Source organism: Aminobacter sp. LjRoot7, from assembly GCF_964252895.1.
Classification (GTDB): domain Bacteria; phylum Pseudomonadota; class Alphaproteobacteria; order Rhizobiales; family Rhizobiaceae; genus Aminobacter; species Aminobacter aminovorans_B.
The window spans coordinates 19,425-39,838 of sequence record NZ_CAXUPX020000017.1; the positions used below are offsets into that span (position 1 = coordinate 19,425).

Here is a 20,414-nt window from a genome sequence, read left to right on the forward strand (position 1 = left end):
CCGTTCCGTCGATTGCTATCGAGACAGGCGGTTCTCGTCATCGATCAGTGTCAGCCGGCATGGCGCCTTCGCGCCCCCTGTCCAAAGGACGAGGTTGAGATCTTCACGGCCTGCTCCGGGAGCGAAGCTCTTGACGAGCAATCCATGATAGCCGGCCGCGGCGAGTTTTCGCGCGAAGGCTTGGGTTGTCGCTTCTCCGGACGCTTTCATCTGATCGCGCCAGGTCGGATCGGCGATCATCGTCGCATCCATGCCCGCCGCCTGCAGGGCTGAGTCATCCCGGCTGTCGAAAACGCCCTCGATGTCGGCATCGTAGGATACCAGCATCGTCGGTTGCAGGCTGCCGGCCTGGTTTGCTTCCCGCAACGCCGTCGTGACCGACAAAGACAAATAGAGCGCCGGCGTTCCCTTCCGGTTGAAGCGACCGCCATAGCGTTCCGCGCCACGCCCCGACATCAGTTCGCCTGCATAGATCGGGTTCAATGCCCGGTAGAGAGGCCCCTCGAAGCGCACCGGCCGACCTAGGCGTGGATGCCGGCGTCAACCGCGTCGATATAGTCGAGCACGTCATAGGCATGTCCGTCACGGACCAGTTGCATCGCCGTCTGGCCGGAAAAGCCGGGTAGGGGCTCGGAGCGATACCAGGCATAGGCCTTCAGTGCTGAGCCGAACCGAGGCTCGACCTTATTGACGATCTCCGTCATCTCGCGCAATCGGCGCTGCGTCTTGTCCGAGCCGATGCGGTCCTTCCGCTGGATCGCATCCTTTCCAAGCCCGGCGGTGCGAGCGATTTCCTCGCTCGTCGTCCGCAACGCGGCCGCGATCTTGCGCGGTGAGAACAGTCCATCGTCGGCATATTGGGCAAGGCCCATGGCGAGACTTCCATTCTAGAAAGCAAGAAATATGACGCAATATAGCGTCAGAAATAGCGGATTGTAACGTGGATTGAGGGGAGGGACGGGAAAGGGAAAGCCTGCTCGCAGACCGGGCGAGCCGGTGACGCTATGCTCAATCGCCGCCATCGCGATCCCGGCCCGGCGTCCTGCGCAGGGCTGAAAGCCCCGCTGGTCCGGCCGGGCAGGGATGCTCGTCCGCAATTGCACCAGCTCGCCCGCTCCGCGGGCCGTGGGGGGTCTTCGGGAAGAAGACGGAAAGGACCGGCGCGGTGCCGGTTCCCAAAAGGAGCATCCCCATGGAAATCAAGCTGGTCGATCCGCGTTCGCTCGTGGAAAACCCCGACAGGGCCCGTCGTACCAAATCGAGCCCGCAATCCGATGCCTTGCTGCTGGCAACCATCAAGGCCGTCGGCATCGTGCAGCCGCCCGTTGTCGCGCCGCAGGCCGATGGTGGCAATGGCTTCGTGATCCACTCCGGTCATCGCCGCGTGAAGCAGGCCGTTGCGGCAGGTCTGGAGGAGATCGCTGTTCTGGTCGGCGATGCCGCCGAGGACGGCGGCGCCATGCGTTCGATGGTCGAAAACATCGCCCGTGAAAACCTCAATCCCGTCGATCAGTGGCGCGCCATCGAGCGGCTCGTTGCGCTCAGCTGGACCGAGGAGGCGATTGCCGTCGCCCTTGCCCTGCCGATCCGGCAGATCAGGAAGCTGCGTTTGCTCGCCAATGTGCTGCCGGCGATGCTCGATCATATGGCCAGGGGCGACATGCCGAACGAGCAGCAGCTCCGCACCATCGCGGCGGCCTCGCTCGATGAGCAGAGGCAAGTCTGGAAGGCCAACAAGCCAAGCAAGGGCGATCCTCAGGTCTCCTGGTGGAGCGTTGCGCAGGCGCTGCAGAAGACCCGCATGCATGCGCGCGATGCCTCGTTCGGTGACGAACTGGCGCAGGCCTATGGCATTGCCTGGGTCGAGGATCTCTTCGCACCGGCCGACCAGGACAGCCGCTATACGACCGATGTCGAGGCCTTCCTTGGCGCCCAGCAGGAATGGATGACACAGAACCTGCCAAAGAAGGGCGTTATCGTTGAAGCCAACACATGGGGTGAGGTGAAGCTTCCGGCCAAGGCCGAACGTGTCTATGGCACGCCGAAGAAGTCCGATCATACGGCGATGTACCTGGACCGCGAGGGCAAGGTGAAGAGCGTTCATTTCCGCATGCCGGAGGCGAAAAAGGCCAAGGGCAAGGATGCTGCGGCCGGTGAGGCTGCCGACGAGCCCGTCGTGGCGTCGAAGTCCCGCCCGGACGTGACGCGCAGGGGAATCGACATGATCGGTGATCTGCGCACCGACGCGCTGCACGAGGCGCTGTCCCGGGCTCCCATCGAGGACGACACGCTGATGGCGCTGCTGGTGCTGGCCTTCGCGGGCCAGAACGTACGGGTCGATTCCGGAGCGGGGGGAGACCACCGGTTCGGCAGCCGCTTCGGTCGCCATGCCGCCATGCTGTTCGACGCCGAAGGTAAGTTCGTTTTCGACATGGACACGCTGCGGATCGCCATGCGGAACGTGCTGGTCGATGTGCTCTCGTGCCGGGAGGGCATGAGCAAGTCCGGGATCGGTGCGGTCGTCGCCGGACAGGCCATCGGCGCCAATGGGTTCCTGGCCAACATGGGCACGGAGGAATTCCTGTCCTGCCTGTCGCGCCCCGCATTGGAAGCCTCGTGCGAGGTGACGTCTGTGCTGCCCCGCGCTCGGGTCAAGGACACCCGCGCCGCGCTCGTCGAGCACTTCAGGGAGGGCCACTTCGTTCATCCTTCGGCGCTGTTTGCGCCCGATGCCATCGCGCTCGGCGAATGGCTGACCAGGAACGCTGTCGCGGAAGACGATGACGAGGACGGCACGCCTGTCGATCAGGACGGGCTCGATGGCGATGTGCCTGTAGAGCCGGCCCATGAGCACGCAGAGGAACCCGCCTCCGAGCGGCACGACGAGGATTATTGCGAAGGTTTCCGCGAGGCCGCCGAGTAGCCGGCCGCATTTCTCCTTTTCGAACGCCTTGCCGCCGCCGGTCATCCCGGCGGCGGTTTTGTTTCCAAACCCACCATCTGGAGGACATCATGTCCGCACTTTCGATTTTCGAGGACGCCCCAATCGGGGCAGTTGTCGCCTGGTCCGACGACACGCAACGCTCGCCCGAACTGCACCGCAAGAAGCTTTCGGCCCGGCGGAACAACAACAGCCAGGGCCGGCTGATCCGCAAGCAGGGCGAGCGCGGCATCGGCGCTGTCTCGCTCGCGGCCTCTTTCACCCTGCATCAGGCCGGTTTCGGGTCTGGCGGCGTCATCGCCATCCGCGTGCATCGGACCTTCTCGCTGGACTCTCGCCTGCGGTCCAGCGTCATCGAAAGGCCGGCTCCCGGTTCGGTCCGGGTCTTCGACCGGGCCGGGGAGAATGCCGAGCTCGTCCATCTCGCCCCGCATCGTGCGGCAGCGGAGGAATGGCTCATCCGGCATGGCTATCCCAACGCCGTGCTGGCCGAAGTCCCGGTCGACGCGGTTGCCGCCGATGTGGTCGAGGGGAGGACGGCGGCATGAACAAGCCCCAGTCTTCTCTTTCGCCCACGCCTGCGACCCCGGATACGTCCGGGGTTTCTTTTGGCCGCAGCGCTGACGGCATGCTGGTGGCGCTTGTCGGCGATCATGGCTTCGCCATGGCGCCTGCGCGTGATGGCCGCCACTATCTGGCCAGCGGATGGCGTATCCGTCGACCCATAGGGGAATGGACCCGCGACGATTTCTACGGTCACGGCGGCGATCTGGCCGATGAGGATGCGTTTTGCGCCCAGGTGCTCGAACGGGCCGAGCATCATCGTGAGCGGACAGCGCTTGGGCGCCGCGACATGCGGTCCCCGGCCCACACCCCTTGGGGACCGTCGCAGGGAGCAACGGTCTATGCTGATGGCATAGCCTTCCATTCGACCGCCGGTCACGGAGGGTTTCATCTTTCGGCCGAGCGCAACGCCAGGGTTCATCCGTTGCTCCGCACATCGGACGGGTTCTACGAAGAGGACGAGTGCTGGGCGATCGTCGCCATCACCTTCCCGGAGCTGTTCACAGCGTTCGAACGTCGCGCCGCAGAACGGACGATCAAGGACAGCTTCCCTGATGCCTGGGAAACGATCTTCGGCACCATCCTCGGCCCCGGAGAATCCCGGACCAAGGATCAGCGTGACTTCGAGGCCGCGCACGTCAATGACTGGGTGGTCGTCTCCGCGATCGCGTCCGATCAGCAAAAAGGCTATGTCGAGTGCCTCGCCATGCAAGGTGGCAGGCGCGGGATCGGGTCAGAGGAGCGGCGTTTTCTCGTCCCCAGGGCCGAATACGACATTGGCCGCTTCGGCTTCGTCATCGATCCCGAACGGCATGCCGTCTATGCTGGTCCGTCGAGCTTCGTCGGGTGGCAGGGGCGGCAGAAATGACCGCCCCAGCCGAGATAGATGGCCGGCTATGCCGTTTGGAAGAAGCGCGGCGCCAGATCCAGCGCCAGCTCGACCTGATCGACCGGCAGATCATTCGTCGCATGACGGCGTTGATCCCGAAGCTCGCGCCGAGGCGCACAGCCTATCGGCGCGGCAAACCGCCCGACGCGGGAGCATTCCTCGAGCGCTATCGCGCTCATCTGGCGATGCTCACCGCCGAACGCCAGCCCGAGATCGATGCCCTGTCGCGCAGGCTGGCGCGGCAGGATCAAGCGATAGCCGCATTGCGCGAGCGGCACGGCCTGGTTCAGAAGATCGCCGCGTGATCGCGCGCGATCGTCACCGTTTCCGCACGAACTCGGTCCGCAGCACGAGACCCTTGATGGCGTCATGCCGGCAATCGATTTCTTGGGGATTGTCGGTGAGGCGGATCGAACGGATGACCGTGCCCTGTTTCAGTGTCTGCCCGGCGCCCTTGACCTTGAGGTCCTTGATCAGCACTACGGCGTCGCCATCGGCCAGCAGATTACCGTGGTGCTCATTGACCTCTGCGATCCTCTTCGGAATCTTCACGCCAAGCGCTGCATCCGTTTCAGCCTTAGCGAGCCTTGCATGACCCGGGTTGACCTGTGCGAGCTTAACCTTGTCGCCGAGCAGATCAGTTTCATCAACGCTGCCACCCATACGCAGATCGTCGGCCTCCTCGTCGAAATCATCGCCATTCGCCGCTCACCTCGTCATAGACATAGTCATCGTCATCGCCGGTGATGGACGCTGCTATTGCAGGTGAAAGCCGGCTTGCCAATCCTCATGTCGCAATCGAGGGCCGGGCCGGCAGGAGCAAATCGAGGGATGGTGCGGGCAGGTGGTCGTACTTGTGATGCCTCTGGCGGAAACGCGGCCCCGCATCCCGTTCCTTCCGGTTGCACTGGTTCCGAACAGCACCCATGCCGGTCATCCCCTCGGGTTTGTGGAGCGGTCTAAACCGGCTGGCGGCGCCTTCAAGGCCGCGTTCCGCGCCGCGTGGCGGCCGGGCTCGACGGTCTCGGCAGGCCAGGCCCGCATCCTGCGCGAGGGCTGCCGCCCTGCTGGTCCGCAAGCCTGGCCTGCTCGCCCTTGTCGCTCCCGGACCCTGAAGCCGCCGCTGTCCCGCCGGTTTTCTCTGACCGCACCCGAAGGGAAGACCGGCACGGGCCGGCCCGAGCCTTCGGCGCAAGGAAAGGAACTCTCACATGACCAGGACCGCACGCACCAACCGCTCTCCCTCCAGGGTCGTCCCGCTCCGCAAAGGCACCACGCTCGAAATGGTCCGGCTTGCCTGCCCGGACGCCAACCAGGCCTCCCTGATCTCGGAAAGCTTCGGTCTTCCCGTTCTCGACAGCGACGGCATCCGCGACCTGCACGAACGCCTGATCATCGAGACGGCTGACAGCCTCGGTGAAGGGCTAGGCGAACGGGCCATGCAGATCCACCTGCAGCGCATCGTCGGCTCCTATGTCGGTTCCGCCCACGGCGCCGGCCAATTCTACAGCCGGGCGGTCACCGAGGCCCGCGATGCCACGGCCAAGTCCGCCAATGATGCCCGCGACGAAGACGTCGGTGGCCCGGTCGGCTTCGACAGCGCCGCCCAGCGCAAGCGAGAATTCGCAGCCGACATGGGCGTTCAGGCCCATGCCCTCAGGATGGCGGCCGAGGGTGCTGTCGCTGCCTACAAACAAATTATCGGCGAAGCCTGGAAGCCCTTCGAGCGGGCCGTCGAGAACCCCGGCCAGACCGTCGATCGCAAGGCCGCCGAACTGCAGATGGCAGCTCTCGGTTGAACAAACGGGCGGAGCTTTGGCTCCGCCCATCCTCATACGACCAGGTTGCCACATTGCCTGGCCGTCATTCTCCTCATGGGACTGGTCGCCGGGCTCGCCTATTGTCTGTCGCCGGCAGATATGCCGGAACAGCGCGCAATGGCGGCAGCAATCGCTGATATGACCCGCTCGTGGCCGCGCAATCGGGGGCACCAGGGTTCCATCGCTGTCTGCGCAATATCACCAGGACCGGGTGGTGGTGGCCGCTCTTGCGTTTGAGCAACGCGATCATGCCCTAGCCAACGATCTCTGCCAGCGCACCAATCCCGCTCTCTTGTGATGGCGTCCTGGCCCGTCCCCGGATCTTCCACGATCAACCCGCGAGGGGTCCGCTACGCAAGCGTGCGGCCGCGCCGGCTTCGCCTCTGCGGTGATCGCGCCCGGGTGCCGGACCTCTTGAGGAGCCATCGAGCGGGAATGGCCCGCTTCAAAGATGGAGCCCTCAGATGTCGCACAATCTCGAACTCGCCCAGAAGCACGCCTGGAACCTCGCCCGCACCCTGATGGTCACCGTCATCCTCTTCCAATCCGACGACGAGTACGGCGTCCTCCCCGAAAACGAACTCGACGATGCCGAAGTCGAGGCGCTCTACGTCTACGATCCCTATAGTGGCGGCCGGTCGGTTCACTGAACCGATCCACCCACGGACAACAAGGTGGCGGCGCTCGGCGCCGCCTTTTTTTTTCCTGTTGCCCGCTCCCGGCCCCGTCCGGCCCCGGTGTCCTGGCGGAGCGAGGCAGTCAGCGCAACGGCTTTGCCGTCCGCCGCTTCGCTTCGGCCCTAAGGACCACCCCATTGCGCGAGCGCAACGGGGACCCCGGTGGGTGCGCGGCCCGCCTCCCTACTCCGCCCTTGTGGACCCCGTGACGGGGCCGCGATCGGCGCGGCCTCCAGAATGGAGGTTCATGAAAATGAGCAGGAAAGAAAACAAGGAAGCCCGCGTCGATATTTATGCGCGGATTACCGACAGGATCGTCGCGGACCTGGAGAAGGGTGTTCGTCCCTGGATGCAGCCATGGCATTCAGCCAACGCCATCGGCCGGGTGACCCGGCCGCTCCGGCATAACGGTCTACCCTATAGCGGCATGAACGTACTTCTGCTGTGGTCCGAGGCGACCGCACGCGGCTTTGCCAGCCCGATGTGGATGACGTTCAAGCAGGCGCTCGAGCTCGGCGGGGCAGTTCGCAAGGGCGAGACCGGCTCGATGGTCGTCTTCGCCAGCCGCTTCATCAAGACCGAGACGGACGCTGTCGGTGAGGAATTCGATCGAGAGATCCCGTTCCTCAAGGCCTACACGGTCTTCAACGTCGCGCAGATCGACAGCCTGCCGGACCATTATTATAGGCAAAGAGCGGAGCCCGTGCGCGATCGTGTAGCGCGCATCGAACATGCTGATCGCTTCTTTGCCAATACCGGCGCCGTGATCCGGCATGGCGGTTCTCAGGCCTATTTTGCCCCCGCGCTCGATATCATCCAGATGCCGCCCTTCGAGAGCTTCCGCGATGCCGCGTCCTACGTCGCGGTCCTCAGCCACGAAGCCACGCATTGGACGGCGGCGCCGCATCGTGTCGACCGCGATCTCAGCCGCTATACCAAGGATCGTAGCGAGCGGGCGCGCGAAGAGCTGATAGCCGAGCTCGGGAGTTGCTTCCTCTGCGCCGATCTCGGCATCGCGCCGGAACTCGAGCCCCGGGCGGATCATGCGAGCTATCTCGAGTCCTGGCTCAAGGTTCTCGTCGGCGACAAGCGGGCAATCTTCGCTGCTGCTGCGCACGCGCAGCGCGCCGTCGCGTTCCTCCACGGCCTGCAGCCCGCGGCCTCCGAAGAGCGCGAGGCCGCATGATGTTCCAGGCACCCACCATCGGCGGGGAAGGTGACGCACCTTCCCCGATCCGCCTGCGCGCCCTCTCACTCGGAGCGGGCGTCCAATCCACCACCATGGCGCTGATGGCCGCGCATGGGGAGATCGGCCCCATGCCCGAATGCGCCATTTTCGCCGACACCGGCTGGGAACCCGAGGCCGTCTATGAGCATCTCGACTGGCTGATGTCGACGAACGTGCTGCCCTTTCCTGTCCATATCGTGTCGGCGGGTAGTATCCGCAAGCAGCTCGTCGCCGCCGGCGAGGGGGCTCGCTGGGCGTCTATTCCGGCCTTCACCAGAACGGTGACGCCGGCCGGCGCCGAAGTGCCGATTTTCGACGAGCACGATGATGGCGAGATCATCACCATCGGCACACGGCGCATATCCAAGGAGACTATGTCGATAGGCATGATCCGGCGGCAATGCACGACGGAGTTGAAGATCGTGCCTATCCGCCGCAAGGTCCGCGAGCTCGCCGGCCTGACCCGCAAGAGGTCTCCCTCCTTTCCGGTCGTGGAGCGATGAAATCATCCGCGCCAAGCCGAGTTTCGAGGCGTGGCAGGTCAAACGCTTCCCGCTGATCGAGCAGCGCAGGAGCCGCCAGGATTGTCTCGCCTGGCTGCGCCGTCACGGCTATCCGACGCCCCCAAAATCGGCCTGCGTCGGCTGCCCGTTCCACGATAATGCCCGATAGCGGCATATGCGCGACCACGACCATGCCGCTTGGTTGGACGCGGTCGAGGTCGACCGCACCATTCGCACCGGCCCGCGCGGCATTCGCGGAGAGGTGTTCCTGCATCGATCCGCCGTCCCGCTCGATGAGGCTGACCTGTCGACGCCGGCCGATCACGGCCAGCTCGATCTCTGGATGAACGAATGCGAGGGCATGTGCCGTGTCTGACACATGCCTCGTTCAGAGCTAGCCCCATTTTCTTTCGGAAGCGACCCCGACTGCCTGACGGGGTTGCGACCGGACCAGACCACGAACTTGCGTGGCAAGAAAGCTGGTCCGAACCGGACGCCGCCTCGAGAAAGCCGGCATGCGATCGCCTTGCAGGATTGACCGGTCCACCGTTGACGATGGCGGTGTGCGACGGCTTCTCACGGTCCAGACACGGGGGGCCGTCAGATCGCCAGACCCATATCATGTTTCCTGAGCGGGCCAGAGGGGTGTGCTGCTGGCCACCCATGCAGTGCATCCTGACTTCGGCAACGGGTGTCATGTTCTGGCGTCCTCAACACCGCCAATGACGCATCCCGAAAAGTGGGCCAGCCCGTTCCTTCCACCCCTTTGAACTGGCCAACCCTTCTGCGGCTCGATGAGGCATGTCTGATCGGAAACCGGCTACGCCTCGATCGTTCTCCCGCAACGGCCATCCGCAACTTTCTTCCCCTGACGAACCACCCCACGCGACAGGTCGCGCGGGGACCCCGGTTTTGCCGCCATTCCTCGCGGGCCAAGAAAGCCGCTCCTGGCCGCCCTCCATTGCATTGCGGCCCCTGCGGGGTGCGGTCCGATCGTCTCCGATCCTTCGACTGCCATCGGGGTCGCGAAGGGCGCGGCCCGAACACAAGGAAAGGAACTTCACCATGGCCACCATCGGAACCTTCACCAGCACCGCCAACGGCTTCACCGGCACCATCAAGACCCTCAACCTCAACGTCAAGGCGCGCATCGAGCGGGTCGACAATCCCTCCGACAAGGGCCCGCACTTCCGCCTCTACTCGGGTGCAGTCGAGCTAGGCGCAGCGTGGCAGAAAACCGCCAGGGAGAGTGAGCGCGACTACCTCTCGGTCAAGTTGGACGATCCGAGCTTCCCGGCTCCCATCTACGCCACCCTGATCGAGGTGGACGGACAGGAAGGCCTCCAGCTCATCTGGTCTCGCCCGAACCGCGACTGACCGAAATCGCAGCGGCCCCGTCAGGCAGACGGGGTCGCTTCCACATGGCGAGCGGCCGACCGCGGCTGGTAGCCGCGTCGGCGTCGGACGCGCAGCACTGCGAGAAAGAGTTCGACAGCTTCATCCTCCTTGTCGAAGGAATGCTGCACCATCCTGCCGCGTGTTCCAATTCGGCCCCAGCGGCGAACGAGCCGCGTTTCGCCGAATAGCGTCGCCTCGATCGACAGCGCGTAGAACCGGGCCATGTTCTGGCTGGGGTCACGGCGTTCGATATAGAGGTGGTAGGGCTGCGCGTTCATGTGACACAGAATCGCGCAGCCGGGGCCCGACGTCCAATGACAGGTTTGAATCACTGGAAGCGGATCGATTCATTCCGGTGATGGATGGCGTGTCGGCCGATTTGAGGTCGGCACGGCGCATCCCGCTGCGCGGATCGTACGGATGTTATGCTGGTAGCGTCGAATGCGCTCTTCCATCGGCAGATTCGGGCCATGGCGCAGCAACTTGTCCTTCGGCCACTCACCCATATTTCGGCTCCGATCATTGACGTTCCCATCATAGGGATAGCATTCCCTGCCGATCGTTCCCACGGCCATCTTGTCTTCACCGGAAGTCTTTGCGTCCCGGGAAGGTTGAATAGGACCCCGTCGGGCGACGGTTCCCACCCTTCAAAACCCGGCCTCACTGCGGTCAAGTCACGAACACCAGTCGAGGCGTGGCCCATCCCAGAGGCGGGGCGAACCCTTCACGCACGAGATCTCGCCAAGCGAGATCTCGTCCCACGTTCATGGCCCGTAGAGTGCGCGACCGAGCCGGTCCTCGACGGACAAAACCACCGGTGTCAGCCTCAAGTTGGTCCTTCCTTCCGGTGGAATCTGTTTTCGCCGGTGACCGATTTCATATCGGCGCGTCGGAACCAGATCGCCCGGCCGCAACGCAGCGGTGCATTGCCGGCGGTGAAAACGATCTGCTCGTCCCCGCGCATGCGCAGGACCTCATCGGGCAGGATCAACGGGCGCGACGCCAATTGCTTCGATCGCGTGCGCGACGATCCCGACATCTGCGAGGACCGGCTGAGTTGATCGACTTCTACCGTGGTGTTGCCGCAGCGGCGCGAGATGTAGTCGGCGGTCTCGGGATCGTTGATCGCCGCGAACGACACCCAGGATGCGCTTTCGAACCATTTGCTCGTCGCATCGCGACCGCCATAGGTTTCACGCATCTGGCCGATCGACTGGAACAGCAGCACGAGGCTGATGCCATATTTGCGACCGGCGTCCCGCGCCGTCTCCAGAATCCGCAAATAGCCCAGCCGGGCGACCTCATCGAGCAGGAACAGCGTTCGACCCTTTATCCCTCCATTCCGGTTGTAGATCGCATTGAGCAGCGCACCGATGATGGTGCGGGCGAGGCCGGGGTGGGTCTCCAGCGTCTTGAGATCGAGATTGACGAAGATGTCGGTCTTGCCCTCCGCGACGGAGTCGGTGGAAAAGCTCGAACCCGAGACGAGCGCAGCATAGTTCGGGTAGCTCAGCCAATGGGTCTCCTTGACCGCATTGGCATAAACGCCGGAGAACGTTTCCGGCGTCATGGCGATGAACGGCGCGACATTTTCCTTCACGAAATCGGATTCGGAATTGTCGTAGATCCGTTGCAGCCGCTCGCGTAATTTTGGCTCCGGCTCGGAGAGGTTCGCCCGCATCTGCCGCAGATGCTGGTTTTCTTTTTCCGTATGCCCTGAGAGGCAGACATCGGCAATCAGCGCGGTGATGAGCTGCAGGGCCGATGCGCGGAAGAAGTCGTCGCGGATCGAGGTCGACCGTCCGGTATCGGTCACCACCCAACTCGCGACGGCAACCACGTCTTCTTCCTTGGTGCCGCCGAACAGGCCGATCCAGTCCAGCACGTTGAATCCCGTCGTCGGGTCCTTGGGATCGAGGACGAAAACGTCACGACCGGCCTTGCGTCGATGCTCGATCACCATGGGCGCCACTTCGTTGGACGGGTCGAGGGCAACAAGGCCGCCGCCCCATTTGAGTGCGGTCGGCACCGTCACCGATGTCGTCTTGAAGCCGCCAGAGCCGGCGAAGACCAGTCCATGCGTCGAGCCGAACGAGGCGTCAAAGCAAAGGAGGGGAGACTTTCCACCCACCCCCCACGTCTCATTGTCGTCGGCGCGGAACCCACGATCCGCCACCGTGTCCTTGTCGACGCGATAGGCTTCCCCGACGACGATGCCGCCGGCGTCTCTAAAAAGACGCTTCGCTTCATTGACGCCCATCCATTCGGCTTCGCCATGGATCGCGCGCTTCCCGCGAACGCGGCGTGGCGCTGAGGCGGCGAAGGCCGAATTGCCGCGAAGGGCGACCCGCAGCGCGAACACGCCGGCGACCATTGCCAGCATCCCGCCGATGGCGGTTGCTGGATCAATGTAGTTCGTGATCGCGCTCCCTGGCGGCACATCTCCGGCGAAGGAGACCAGCCGGGCGGTTTCCCGGACCACGGCGATGGCGACAACGGCAATCGTTCCGATCAGCACGCCCGCGCCGGCGGACCGGATGGCGTTCGCGCCCCTGGCGGCAAAGAGGAAGATGATGCCGGTCCCGGCCGCAGCGACATAGCGCAGCGCGAGCCCGACCCGGCCCAACATGAGGCGGGCCTGTTCCGTCGTGCCGAAGCCCGCCGTCCACTGCTCGATACCGGTGAGCAGCAGAACCATGCTCACCATCAGCAGGCCCGGCGCAATCAGCAGCGCGATCCTAGTCGGGGTCATGGGAAAAGGCCTTCTCCCCGATGGCGAGCAAGCGCGCGCGCTCATTGTCATCGGCCCTGAACCGGCCGGCGCCGTCGATCAGCAGGCCGAGCAACAGAGCACGCTTCTCGTAGCGCAAACCAGCCTTGGCGATGAGGCCGCCAAGCTGGATTTTCTCCCGCGTGTCCTTGCGGCGCGCCTCGCTCTGGCTCGCCCGTTGCATGCGCTCAAGCCTCGTCACCCGACCCCGGAGGCGCGCCAGCCGCGACCGACGCAGCCGTCTGCCTGTCCGGTCGTCCACTCCCTTTGCGAAAGCGCGCTGCGACGTCCTCCAACGCCTTGATCAGATCGCCGTCATCGACTTGCACCTCTCCAAGACCTGCCTTCAGGGCGATGCGGCCGATCCGTTCGGCCTCGCGCGTTTCGGCCTGCCTGAGCTGATCCTGGAGTCTTGCGATCTCTTCCCTGATCTTCGACGACGGTTTCTTCATTCCGGTTAGGCCTTTTTCATCTGGTCGTTTCTGGAGTTCGTCCAGAATCCTCCGGATGCGCGCCATGGACGACTAGTAAAAAAGCTAGTCGGCAGAGCCGGCGCCGCCTGAGATCATCCCGCCGTTCCGAAGGAATGGATCCAAGGGCGCAGTAATACGTCGCTGACACGACGTTCTGCTCCCGGCCTCGCTGGGCTGGTCCGATCCCGACGAACACCATGTTCGTTCATATCGGGAGCCGTCGTCACCGTGGCGATCACGCACTTCACGCCCCAGCTCATCGGACGCGGCAATGGCCGCAGCGCCGTGCTGTCGGCCGCGTACCGGCATTGCGCGAAGATGACCTATGAGATGGAGGCGCGCACCGTCGACTATTCCAACAAGCGCAATCTCGCCCATGAGGAGTTTTTGTTACCGGCCGACGCTCCGGACTGGGCGCGCAAGCTGATTGCCGACCGCTCAGTGGCCGGCGCGGTGGAGGCCTTCTGGAACAGGGTCGAGGCATTCGAGAGGCGCGAGGATGCGCAGTTCGCGAAGGAGTTCATCATCGCGCTGCCGGCCGAGCTTACGACGGAGCAGAACATCGCATTGATGCGGCAGTTCGTGCTCGAGCAGGTCCTGGCACGCGGACAGGTCGCCGACTGGGCCTATCACGACGAACCTGGCAACCCGCATGTGCATCTGATGACCACGCTGCGCCCGCTCACGGACGCCGGGTTTGGCGCGAAAAAGTTCGCCATCCTTGGCGAGGACGGTCAGCCGGTCCGTACGAAATCGGGCAAGATCCAGTACCGCCTCTGGGCCGGCGAGAAACAGGAGTTCATCGAGCAACGCAACGGCTGGCTCGACCTTCAGAATCAGCATCTCGCTCTCGGCGGCCTGGAAATCCGCGTCGATGGCCGCTCCTATGCCGAGCGCGGCATCGATCTTGTCCCGACCGTCCATATCGGCGTTGGCGCCAAAGCGATACAGCGGAAGGGTGTGCAGCAGGGATGGGCGCCCTCGCTCGACCGGATCGAGCAGTTCGAGGCGCAACGGCAGGAAAACGCTCGCAGAATCCTGCGCCGTCCCGAAATCGTCCTCGACCTCCTGTCCACGGAAAAGAGCGTCTTCGACAACCAGGATATCGCCAAGGTCCTGCATCGTTATGTCGACGATGCCGGAACCTTCCAGCATCTGATGACGCGCATTCTTCACAGCCCGGACCTGTTGCGGATCGAACGCGAAAGCGTCGATTTCGCCACCGGGGAGAGGGTGCGCGCCCGATACGCGACGCGCGAATTGATCCGCGTCGAAGCGGAGATGGCGAAGCGGTCAATCTGGCTTTCGCAGCGCACGAGCCATGGCGTCCGGCAGAAGGCGCTGGAGGCGACCTTTGCCCGGAATGAGCGTCTGTCGCAGGAGCAGCGTGTCGCCATAGAGCATGTGGCGGGCGCCGCACGCATCGCAGCCATCGTCGGGCGCGCCGGCGCCGGCAAGACTACGATGATGAAGGCCGCGCGCGAGGCATGGGAATCGGCCGGATATCGCGTGGTCGGCGGTGCACTCGCCGGTAAGGCCGCCGAGGGTCTGGAGAAAGAGGCCGGCATCGCCAGCCGCACGCTGGCGTCGTGGGAACTGCGCTGGAAAGAGGGCCGCGACGCGCTCGACGTGAAGACCGTGTTTGTCCTCGACGAGGCCGGTATGGTCGCCTCCAAGCAGATGGCGCTGTTCGTTGAGGCAGCATTGCGGAACGGCGCCAAGCTGGTCCTGGTCGGAGATCCAGAGCAGCTCCAGCCAATCGAGGCAGGAGCGGCGTTCCGGGCAATCCTAGAGCGCATTGGCTATGCCGAACTAGAGACCATCTACCGCCAGCGCGAGGACTGGATGCGGAAGGCATCGCTCGATCTCGCGCGCGGACGCCTCGATCAGGCGATCTCCGCCTATCGGAGCCGCGGCAGGGTGATGGGTTCGGACCTGAAGGCGCAAGCCGTCGAGAACCTGATCTCAGACTGGAACGGCGACTACGATGCCACGAAGTCGACGCTGATCCTCGCCCATCTGCGCCGCGACGTGCGCCTGCTCAATACGATGGCCCGCGAGAAGCTGGTAGAACGCGGCATCGTCGGAGAGGGCCATGCCTTCCGCACGGAGGACGGCATGCGTTGTTTCGACGTCGGCGACCAGATCGTCTTCCTGAAGAACGCCGGCGCCCTTGGCGTTAAGAACGGCATGATCGCCAGGGTCATCGAGGCCGTGCCGAACCGGATTGTCGCCGAGATCGGCGAGGGCGATCAGCGCCATCGTGTTTCCGTCGATCAGCGCTTCTACCGCAACCTCGACCATGGCTATGCGACCACGATCCACAAATCTCAAGGGTCGACCGTCGACCGGGTGAAGGTGCTGGCGTCCCTGTCTCTGGATCGTCACCTGACCTATGTCGCACTGACACGTCACCGCGAGGATATGGCGCTCTATTACGGGCGCCGTTCGTTTGGCATGGGCGGTGGACTCATCAAGATCCTGTCGCGGCGCAACGCCAAGGAAACAACGCTCGACTACGAGCCCGGCACGCTCTACCGCCAGGCGCTGCGCTTCGCCGAGACCCGTGGCCTGCACATTGCCCGTGTCGCCCGCACGCTGGTCCGAGATCGAGTAGACTGGACGCTCCGGCAGAAGCAGCGCCTCGCAGACTTGGGGCTGCGCCTGAGAGGTTTGGGCGAGCGCCTCGGCCTTCTCGACACGCGTCAAACCCAAACGCTGAAGGAGTCCGCGCCGATGGTGAAGGGCGTCACCCAGTTCCCGTATTCGGTCCAGGATACGGTCGAGGAAAAGCTGCTTGCCGATCCGACTGTTGCGAAGCAGTGGGAGGAGGTCTCGACCCGCTTCCGCTTCGTCTTCGCCGATCCCGAGACGGCCTTCCGGGCGATGAACTTCGATGCGGTCCTCACCGATCCGTCGACGGCCAGGGCGACGCTCGAGCGCCTGGTCAATGAACCGGCGACCATCGGTCCGCTCAAGGGAAGGGTCGGGCTTCTGGCGAGCAAGGTCGATCGCGAAGACCGGCGCATCGCGGAGGTCAATGCGCCGGCGTTGAAGCGGGATATCGAGCGCTACCTGCGGCTACGCCAGACGGTTGTGCAGAAGATCGAGGCCGACGAACAGACGCTGCGCCGCCGCGTCTCGATCGACATCCCGGCATTGTCTCCCGCCGCTCACCAAGTGCTCGAGCGCGTGCGCGATGCGATCGACCGCAACGACCTGCCGGCTGCGCTCGGCTACGCCCTTGCCGACAGGATGGCTAAGGCCGAGATCGACGGCTTCAACAAGGCGATCACGGGGCGGTTCGGCGAGCGGACACTGCTCACCAATGCGGCGCGCGAACCATCCGGCAAGCTCTTCGAGAGCGCGGCGAATGGCCTGGCGCCAGGCGAGCGCCAGAAGCTCGCGGAAGCCTGGCCGGTCATGCGCGCGGCGCAGCAGATCACCGCCCACGAGCGGACGGCGGAGACCCTGAAGCAGACGGAGAACCTTCGCCTGTCACAGCGCAAGACTCCGGTTTTGAAGCAATGAGCCGTCGTCACGCCATCACCCTGATCGCGGTCGCGGCAATGACCGCAACTACGCTGATCTGCATAGGTTGGCTTGGTGGTATCCGCCTTAATCTCACGCCGAGCTACCCGCTCGGTCTCTGGCGCATCAAAGCACTTGATCGGCCCGCGATCGCAGGCGATCTCGTCTTCATCTGCCCTCCGGACACACCGCCATTCAGGTTGGCTCGCGAGCGCGGCTATCTCCGGCGTGGCCTATGCCCGGGCTGGCTAAGTCCGCTGATCAAGACAGTCGCGGCGATCGAGGGGCAGCGTGTCGACATCGGCGCCAGCGTCGCGATTGACGGCCGGCTGCTCGCGCATTCGCAGCTGCATTCCGCCGACGCAAAGGGCAGGGCGCTGGCTCCCTTCGCTGGCGGGCTCGTTCCGTCGGCGCACCTCTTTCTTCACTCCGATTTTGCGGGTTCCTTTGACTCACGATATTTCGGGCCGATCTCCGGAACCGGCCTCCTCGGTCGCGCCCGCCCGGTCCTCACCTTCGATCCCTGACACTGTGCGTGCTGTCATGCTGGCGGCGGCCGCCTCGCTCGTTGGCGCTGTCGCCTGGAGCGGCGATCTGCGGACCCTGCCCCTCGCCTTCGCATTCCCGGCACTATGGGCGTTATCGCCGTCCCGGATCGTCGCGGCCCTGGTATCGGGGGGTTATTTCCTCGCAGCCTCACGCGGACTGCCACAGGGCGTCGCCAATTACTATGCCTCAGATCTCTGGCCGGGTCTGCTGCTCTGGTTTACCGCGTCGCTGGCCTTCGTCGCCGTGCATACGGCTCTGTGGACGAGCCGGCGGGGAGGAAGGAGGGCGGCCCGGTATGGGCTGGCGGCGCTCCTGATGGCGGTGCCACCGTTCGGGATAGTCGGCTGGGCGCATCCGCTGACGGCCGCCGGCGCGCTGTTTCCGGGATGGGGATGGTTCGGCCTTGCGGTCGCCGCCGCCGGTCTTCTCGCTATGACGACGAGATGGTGGCCGGCCGCTGCCATCGTCTTGGGTGGGATATGGCTCTGGTTCGCCGCTTCGTGGACAGACCCATCCCCACCGGAAGGGTGGAAAGGCGTCGACCTGGAACTCGGCCAAAGCCTCGGCCGCAATGTCGGGCTGGAACAACACCATGACCTGATCGCCACGGTGCGGCGAGCGGCCGGCGAGGGCGCCGGTATCGCCGTGCTGCCCGAAAGCGCTCTGGGCTTGTGGACGCCGACCGTCGAGGGGGTCTGGCGCGACCAGTTGCACGGCGTCGACATCACCGTGATCGCCGGCGCGGCGACCGTCGACGCGCGAGGCTACGACAATGTCATGCTCGCCATCTCCGCCGTGCGCGCCGATATTCTCTATCGGGAGCGCATGCCGGTCCCGGTCTCCATGTGGCAGCCATGGCTGGCATGGACGGGGCAGGACGGGGGCGCGCGGGCGCATTTCTTCGCCAATCCGATCGTCGAGCTCGGCGTCCGGCGGATCGCGCCGCTGATCTGCTATGAGCAGTTGATCCTTTGGCCGGTCCTTCAGTCGATGCTGCACGCGCCCGAGGTCATCGTCGCCACCGGCAATGGCTGGTGGACGGCCGGCACCTCGATCGTCGCCATCCAGAAAGCCAGCGCCGAGGCTTGGGCCCGGCTGTTCGGCATACCCCTTGTGACTGCCTTCAACCTTTGACCAAGGAGTTGCCCATGATCGACGCCGCCCTTATCCAGCAATGCGCCGGTCCCGGTCTGAAACCGGCCATCGTCGAGAAGTTCATCGCGGAGGCCGGCTCCAGCGATCCGCTCGCCGTCACCGTTAGCGCTGGCGATCGTGTCGTGCTCGTGCCGAAGCCTCGCACTCCGGAAGAGGCGTTGGCGCTCATTCGCCAGCATGTCGGCAAGGCAGTCGTGCGGGTCGGCGTTACGCAATTTCCGGCCGGGTTAGGCGTCGCCGATGTCTCGGAACTAAATCCCGATCTTCTCGACGCCTGCGCCAACATCCGCATGGGCACGACGCTGTTCTGGAAGGTCTATCGCATCGTCACGAAATGGTACGGCAGCGCTGTCGACGAGGCGTTCGACGACGCGATCTACGCCTGGAAGACGGGATATTTCGAAGGTCGGGCCGTGTTCAGCGAACCGGATCCTGGCGAGATGAGTCTTGCCGAGCCGAAGCAGACGCCGCCCGGACCATCGGAAGAGGATAATTCCGAGGGGACGGTAGCAGGCGAAGTTCCCATGCAGCACGACACCCAACCCGGCGATCCCAACAAGGCGGGGATCCGCATCGATCTTTCGGGGATTGGTGTCCCGTATCCCTAAACCCTCTCTCTGGCTGCCGTTCGCGGGAGTGGGTGGAAACCCGAACGGCTTTTCAAAGGTCACAGGGACCGTGTAGACACAGTTTTCTAACCCCCGGCTTGGGTTCAAAGGATGTCTGTCGGCGGGGGCGTACCGCGGACGCCTTTTGTAGAAGATTACGATGCCAGATGATGAAAAAGGCTATGTGCAGCCAGAGCATAAACTCGTCCTGAGGCCGGTCGTCGGCCTGACTGAGAACCTTCCAACGTCAGATCTCGAACGGATCACAATCCGGGCGATCAAGACTCACCGGCGGCTTCGTGACCTTGCAGAAGCACGGCAAGACGAATGGCATGCGATAGAGGCTGGTGATCCCCCGGCCGAAGCGGCACGATCGGTCCATATCGCTTATATTACGGCGATGATCGACATGCACGCCCAGCAGACTGTGCTGTCGACCCTGCTCGACGTCCTCGGCTATTTTCCGTCCGTTCCCAGGGACTGAGCTCCGCCGTCCGGTTAGATCAGCTTGAGTTTGGTCGCCAGCGCGGTCGCGTGGGGCAGCGTTCCGACGTCGAGCGCCTTGCGTGCATTGTTTAGATGGAACGTCACTGTAGCAAAAGAGATGTTCTCGATCGCGGCGATATCCTTCATCGTCTTTCCTTCCGCCGACCATTTCAGGCAGAGCGCCTGCTTGGCTTTCAGGTCTACATGAAAGCTGGCCGTGGGTTCGGCGTCCTGCTGTTCTAGCTTCGCATGAAGCTGCGAGACCGCAGTGACCGCGGCGATCTGGTCGATCTCATTTTCAAGCGACAGAGACGGCTTGTGCGATGCGAGCGTGAGCATCGATATGTGCCCGAACGCTGTGCGGATGGGGATGGTGACACCCGATCGGATGCCGAAATCTCCCGCTTCGCGATAAAAGCGCCGAACCAGCTTGTCCGTTGACTGATGAGGGCTCTCGGCCGCCCAAGTGAACGCCTGCATCCGTGCTTGGGCCATCGAGACGAGGGGGTCAACCTTGATGTAATTCTGGGCGAGGTATCGCGCCTGCCATTCCGGCGGATAGTTCGACACGGCATATGTTCTGAAAGGCTGCAAGTCCCCATAGGCGTAGCAGTCGAAACCAAGCTCCTGCACCAGTTCGGCCAGCCCCTCCTTAAGCATTTGCTTCGTTCGTGCCACGGACGAGAGGTCGGTCAGCTTCTGGAAGAATGTCTTCAATGGATAGCCTCTCCTATGTGTAACTGTCTCCGCCCCGGTTCCGCCCGTTTGTTTTCCCGTACGATTACTTCGCCAGTTTTGGCGTCCCTGCTCACACTCCGGCCC

The 20,414-nt window shown here is 63.9% G+C and carries 21 protein-coding genes and 1 pseudogene; 14 read left to right on the top strand and 8 right to left on the bottom strand.

The features are described from left to right. Window positions 1-15 precede the first annotated feature (15 nt). A complete protein-coding gene (locus tag ACSQ3E_RS28910) occupies window positions 16-513 on the bottom strand; it encodes an RES family NAD+ phosphorylase (protein ID WP_263008411.1) in 498 nt (165 codons plus the stop codon). Between the two features lie 8 nt (window positions 514-521). After that, a complete protein-coding gene (locus ACSQ3E_RS28915; protein WP_263008412.1) occupies window positions 522-872 on the bottom strand; it encodes an MbcA/ParS/Xre antitoxin family protein in 351 nt (116 codons plus the stop codon). A 320-nt stretch (window positions 873-1,192) separates the two neighbouring features. Between ACSQ3E_RS28915 and ACSQ3E_RS28920 the strand changes: the two genes are divergently transcribed. The 4 genes from ACSQ3E_RS28920 (at window position 1,193) to ACSQ3E_RS28935 (ending at window position 4,699) form a co-directional block, all read left to right on the top strand. Further along, the gene (locus tag ACSQ3E_RS28920; protein ID WP_263008413.1) at window positions 1,193-2,923 is read left to right on the top strand and encodes a ParB N-terminal domain-containing protein; all 1,731 of its coding nucleotides are present in this window, start codon (window positions 1,193-1,195) and stop codon (window positions 2,921-2,923) included. Window positions 2,924-3,012: 89 nt separating this feature from the next. After that, complete coding sequence (locus tag ACSQ3E_RS28925; protein WP_263008414.1) at window positions 3,013-3,489, top strand: hypothetical protein; 477 nt, start codon at window positions 3,013-3,015, stop codon at window positions 3,487-3,489. Then, window positions 3,486-4,373, top strand: a complete 888-nt coding sequence (locus tag ACSQ3E_RS28930) for a DUF7007 domain-containing protein (protein ID WP_263008415.1) — start codon at window positions 3,486-3,488, stop codon at window positions 4,371-4,373. The genes ACSQ3E_RS28925 and ACSQ3E_RS28930 overlap by 4 nt, the downstream gene beginning before the upstream one ends. Then, entirely contained in the window at window positions 4,370-4,699 is a 330-nt protein-coding gene (locus ACSQ3E_RS28935; protein WP_263008416.1) for a hypothetical protein, read from the top strand. The genes ACSQ3E_RS28930 and ACSQ3E_RS28935 overlap by 4 nt, the downstream gene beginning before the upstream one ends. Before the next feature lie 13 nt (window positions 4,700-4,712). Here ACSQ3E_RS28935 and ACSQ3E_RS28940 read toward each other — a convergent pair whose 3' ends face one another. Continuing rightward, window positions 4,713-5,057 carry an alkylphosphonate utilization protein gene (locus tag ACSQ3E_RS28940; RefSeq protein ID WP_263008417.1) on the bottom strand — a complete coding sequence of 115 codons (345 nt, stop codon included), beginning with the start codon at window positions 5,055-5,057 and terminating at the stop codon, window positions 4,713-4,715. Window positions 5,058-5,605: 548 nt separating this feature from the next. On the opposite strand from ACSQ3E_RS28940, the gene ACSQ3E_RS28945 reads away from it, so the two are divergent. The 5 genes and pseudogenes from ACSQ3E_RS28945 to ACSQ3E_RS28965 all read left to right on the top strand — a co-directional run bounded on the left by ACSQ3E_RS28945 (window position 5,606) and on the right by ACSQ3E_RS28965 (window position 9,999). Beyond that, window positions 5,606-6,193 (top strand): hypothetical protein, encoded by a 588-nt coding sequence (locus ACSQ3E_RS28945; RefSeq protein WP_263008418.1) that lies wholly within the window; start codon window positions 5,606-5,608, stop codon window positions 6,191-6,193. A 485-nt stretch (window positions 6,194-6,678) separates the two neighbouring features. Continuing rightward, window positions 6,679-6,864 (top strand): hypothetical protein, encoded by a 186-nt coding sequence (locus ACSQ3E_RS28950; RefSeq protein WP_263008419.1) that lies wholly within the window; start codon window positions 6,679-6,681, stop codon window positions 6,862-6,864. A gap of 280 nt (window positions 6,865-7,144) precedes the next feature. Then, window positions 7,145-8,077: an ArdC family protein gene (locus ACSQ3E_RS28955; protein ID WP_263008430.1), complete on the top strand. Its 933-nt coding sequence runs from the start codon at window positions 7,145-7,147 to the stop codon at window positions 8,075-8,077. Then, window positions 8,074-8,998, top strand: a pseudogene (locus ACSQ3E_RS28960) (hypothetical protein). Before ACSQ3E_RS28955 ends, ACSQ3E_RS28960 begins: the two are co-directional and overlap by 4 nt. Before the next feature lie 689 nt (window positions 8,999-9,687). After that, window positions 9,688-9,999, top strand: a complete 312-nt coding sequence (locus ACSQ3E_RS28965) for a DUF736 domain-containing protein (protein WP_263008420.1) — start codon at window positions 9,688-9,690, stop codon at window positions 9,997-9,999. A 20-nt stretch (window positions 10,000-10,019) separates the two neighbouring features. Here ACSQ3E_RS28965 and ACSQ3E_RS28970 read toward each other — a convergent pair whose 3' ends face one another. The 4 genes from ACSQ3E_RS28970 to traC form a co-directional block, all read right to left on the bottom strand. Beyond that, a complete protein-coding gene (locus ACSQ3E_RS28970) occupies window positions 10,020-10,298 on the bottom strand; it encodes a WGR domain-containing protein (RefSeq protein WP_263008421.1) in 279 nt (92 codons plus the stop codon). A 548-nt stretch (window positions 10,299-10,846) separates the two neighbouring features. Further along, window positions 10,847-12,772: a Ti-type conjugative transfer system protein TraG gene (traG, locus tag ACSQ3E_RS28975; RefSeq protein WP_263008431.1), complete on the bottom strand. Its 1,926-nt coding sequence runs from the start codon at window positions 12,770-12,772 to the stop codon at window positions 10,847-10,849. Next, window positions 12,759-12,974 carry a conjugal transfer protein TraD gene (gene traD, locus ACSQ3E_RS28980; RefSeq protein ID WP_263008422.1) on the bottom strand — a complete coding sequence of 72 codons (216 nt, stop codon included), beginning with the start codon at window positions 12,972-12,974 and terminating at the stop codon, window positions 12,759-12,761. Before traD ends, traG begins: the two co-directional genes overlap by 14 nt. A 4-nt stretch (window positions 12,975-12,978) precedes the next feature. Further along, complete coding sequence (gene traC, locus ACSQ3E_RS28985; protein WP_436125297.1) at window positions 12,979-13,308, bottom strand: conjugal transfer protein TraC; 330 nt, start codon at window positions 13,306-13,308, stop codon at window positions 12,979-12,981. 183 nt (window positions 13,309-13,491) lie between these two features. Between traC and traA the strand changes: the two genes are divergently transcribed. From traA to ACSQ3E_RS29010, 5 genes are all read left to right on the top strand, one after another. After that, window positions 13,492-16,794, top strand: coding sequence for a Ti-type conjugative transfer relaxase TraA (gene traA / locus ACSQ3E_RS28990; protein WP_263008423.1), 3,303 nt, complete (start codon window positions 13,492-13,494; stop codon window positions 16,792-16,794). Next, window positions 16,791-17,321: a conjugative transfer signal peptidase TraF gene (gene traF, locus ACSQ3E_RS28995; RefSeq protein WP_263008424.1), complete on the top strand. Its 531-nt coding sequence runs from the start codon at window positions 16,791-16,793 to the stop codon at window positions 17,319-17,321. The genes traA and traF overlap by 4 nt, the downstream gene beginning before the upstream one ends. 16 nt (window positions 17,322-17,337) lie before the next feature. After that, a complete protein-coding gene (locus ACSQ3E_RS29000; protein WP_436125298.1) occupies window positions 17,338-18,477 on the top strand; it encodes a conjugal transfer protein TraB in 1,140 nt (379 codons plus the stop codon). A 14-nt stretch (window positions 18,478-18,491) separates the two neighbouring features. Beyond that, the gene (locus ACSQ3E_RS29005; RefSeq protein ID WP_263008425.1) at window positions 18,492-19,106 is read left to right on the top strand and encodes a TraH family protein; all 615 of its coding nucleotides are present in this window, start codon (window positions 18,492-18,494) and stop codon (window positions 19,104-19,106) included. A gap of 160 nt (window positions 19,107-19,266) precedes the next feature. Further along, a complete protein-coding gene (locus ACSQ3E_RS29010) occupies window positions 19,267-19,590 on the top strand; it encodes a transcriptional repressor TraM (RefSeq protein WP_263008355.1) in 324 nt (107 codons plus the stop codon). Window positions 19,591-19,604: 14 nt separating this feature from the next. On the opposite strand, the gene traR is transcribed toward ACSQ3E_RS29010, so the two are convergent. Beyond that, window positions 19,605-20,309 carry an autoinducer-binding transcriptional regulator TraR gene (gene traR, locus ACSQ3E_RS29015; RefSeq protein ID WP_263008356.1) on the bottom strand — a complete coding sequence of 235 codons (705 nt, stop codon included), beginning with the start codon at window positions 20,307-20,309 and terminating at the stop codon, window positions 19,605-19,607. Between the last annotated feature and the right edge of the window lie 105 nt (window positions 20,310-20,414).